Annotated in this window: 4 protein-coding genes; 3 read left to right on the forward strand and 1 reads right to left on the reverse strand. The window is 63.1% G+C overall.

What is annotated here, in order from left to right; genetic code table 11:
• On the reverse strand, positions 1-369 hold a 369-nt coding region (gene bcp / locus ACIQ2E_RS14120; protein WP_398331896.1), incomplete at its 3' end, for a thioredoxin-dependent thiol peroxidase.
• A 283-nt stretch (positions 370-652) separates the two neighbouring features.
• Between bcp and ACIQ2E_RS14125 the strand changes: the two genes are divergently transcribed.
• The 3 genes from ACIQ2E_RS14125 to ACIQ2E_RS14135 all read left to right on the forward strand — a co-directional run bounded on the left by ACIQ2E_RS14125 (position 653) and on the right by ACIQ2E_RS14135 (position 2,383).
• Positions 653-1,039, forward strand: a complete 387-nt coding sequence (locus ACIQ2E_RS14125; RefSeq protein ID WP_398331899.1) for a 4'-phosphopantetheinyl transferase family protein — start codon at positions 653-655, stop codon at positions 1,037-1,039.
• Between the two features lie 47 nt (positions 1,040-1,086).
• The gene (locus tag ACIQ2E_RS14130; protein ID WP_398331902.1) at positions 1,087-1,599 is read left to right on the forward strand and encodes a hypothetical protein; all 513 of its coding nucleotides are present in this window, start codon (positions 1,087-1,089) and stop codon (positions 1,597-1,599) included.
• Between the two features lie 103 nt (positions 1,600-1,702).
• Positions 1,703-2,383, forward strand: coding sequence for an alpha/beta hydrolase (locus tag ACIQ2E_RS14135; protein WP_398331905.1), 681 nt, complete (start codon positions 1,703-1,705; stop codon positions 2,381-2,383).
• The last annotated feature ends 121 nt before the right edge of the window (positions 2,384-2,504 follow it).

Genomic DNA, 2,504 nt, shown 5'->3' on the forward strand with positions numbered 1-2,504 from the left:
CGTGTGGCGCATCATGCCCATGTATTCGCGACCCATGAACTTCTTGAGGCCGTAGCTGCCGAAGCTCTCGGCCACCGGGCAGGGTTCGGCGTCGGTGAGCAGGGTGAAGGGCAGCTCGTATTTGCTGATGAACTTGCTGTGGCTGGTCGCGCCGTCTTTGCTGATGCCGAGCACGGCGATCTTGTGTTGTTCAAACGCCGACCACTGATCCCGGAAGTTGCAGGCCTCTTTGGTGCAGCCCGGGGTGTCGTCCTTGGGATAGAAGTAGATGACCACGCGCTGGCCTTTGAAATCGGCCAGGCTCACCAGCTCTCCGTTTTGATCGGGGAGGGTGAAGTCGGGTGCGGCATCACCAATCTGCAGAGCCATGGCGGGGCTTCAACACAATGGCGGGAGCCTAAGGGGAGCCCTGAGCGCAGCGGCGGTTCCGCGCCTGTGGCTCTTGCCGCTTACGGCGGCAGATCCCTGGTCGCTGAGTGAGGCCGAACGGGCTTGGAGCGCTGCGCTGCCGCCTGCGGTGGAGCACCGCTATCGCACCAGCCGACATCTGTTGCGCTGTCGCGTCGCCACATGTCTAGGGCTGCAGCCTGAGGCGGTGCCGCTGCATAGCCCGCCTGGTGAGGCACCTTGCCTGGCAGCAGGCTGTGGAGCCGTGAGCCTGAGCCACAGCCGTGATCAGCTGCTGCTGGCCTGGTCACCCTGGCCGATCGGGGTTGATCTGGAGTGGCAACAGCGCCGCATTGCTGCGGCGTTGTTGGCGCGCCGCTTCTTTCCGCCGCAGGAGTGGCAGCAGTTGCAGCGCCAATCCCAGGCGGAGCGTGAAGCGCTCGTGCTGGAGAGCTGGGTGCGTAAGGAAGCGGCAATCAAATGGCAACGCAGCAGCCTCGCCACCGACCTGCGCCATTGGCATTGGTGTGCTGAGCGGCAGCGTCTCGAGCATCTGCTGGAGGGCTGGCAGCCGCCCTGTGTGTGTGAGCGACGTAACGGCTGGTTGTGCGGAGTGGTGGGGCAGGCAGCCGAACAGGCGATCTGGACTTAGCGTCCGCGCGTCCAGCTTCTGAACAGTCCTCTTAAGAGGCCGCACCCATGCCGTTAGCCCTGCGCTTCAGTGTGGTGGCTCTGCTGAGCCTGTTCGGTGTGGCGGGGCTCGCCCAATGGCGTTTGCTGCCACCTCCGGCCATGCGCACCGGCGCCTCCACCGATCGCGTTTTGGCGGATCTGGCCAGCCAGGAAGCTTTGCAGGATGGCCGCGCCAGGGCGACCGAGGCGCTGGGCCAGTTCGTGGGTGGCCAGATCACCCGCTACTTCTGGGGCAGCTTTACCGGCTATCTCGATGTTCTGGGGCTCGAGACCCCGGAAGACATGGAGGCCCGCATCAGCGAAGCGCCCGAGCGGGTGCAGTTGCAGCTGGTTCCCCGGGGCGGAGAGGAGCGTTACGTGGCGCAAGTGCAGGCGGAAGACAATGTTCCGCGGGGCGTGGCCTGCAGCGGTCGCGGTGAACCGGGCAGCTTCCGCTATGAGCGCGATGCGTTGCAGTGCCCGCCCGGTTGGAGTCCGCTGGGGCTGCCCACGCGGCGTGCGGCCGACCAACGGAATTAATGCTTCAACAGTTTTTTGATAACCGATTCTTAAATCAACATGCAGAAGGTCCGTAGCGGACGCTTCCGCTCGCCATACCGGGAGAGTCATCTTCTGCTCAACCATGCGCAAGGTTCTCCTCCCCTTGGCTGGCGCTGGTGTCCTGCTTGCAGGCCTCTCGGCCCAGGCCATCCCACAAGGGCCTACCACCATCAATTCCAATCAGGCTGGTGTGCGCTACGGCGCTCCCACCTTCATCCAAGACGGTCTGCCCACCCAGACCGCCCGCGCTGTCAGCCAGGGCTTCGTTCGCTCCAACACCCTGCTGCCTCTTGGCGGCACCGAGGTGATCGACAACCCCGTGCCGAAGGATCTCAAAGATCTCTCCGGCTGGTCACGCGATGAGCTGCAGGCCGGTCTGCAGAAGGAGTACGACGTGGATGTGGTCGCTGTGGCCAACTTCCTCTACTCCGAGAAGGGCGAACAGTTCCTGTCTGAAAGCATTCAGCAGAACAACTACACCCCTTATTACAGCCAGAGCCACAGCCTCCAGGCTGTGCGCAGTGCCATCATTCTCGACTCGGCTGACGGCAAGCTGTCCAGCTACGGGATGATGTCGAACCTGCCTACCGATCAGCGCCTGCAGGGCTCGATGAAGGTGTGTGACGTGAGCGATGCCTCCAACAGCCAGCGGGCCACCTCGCTGCTGAGCTGGTACATGAACACCCCTGCATGCATTGCGGCTTACACCGCTGAAGCTCCTGCTCCAGCTCCTGCCGCTCCTGCTGTTCGGGGTCTATGGTGATTCGCTGAGGTAGCCTACGGGGCCTGAAACCTTGCCCCCATGCCATGAATGGCGTGGGGGCTTTCGTGTGAACGTCGAGTGGAAAAGAATTTGAAGTGCCGAACACCCAAAGATCACCGGG

This window comes from Vulcanococcus sp. (assembly GCF_044369115.1).
GTDB lineage: Bacteria > Cyanobacteriota > Cyanobacteriia > PCC-6307 > Cyanobiaceae > Vulcanococcus.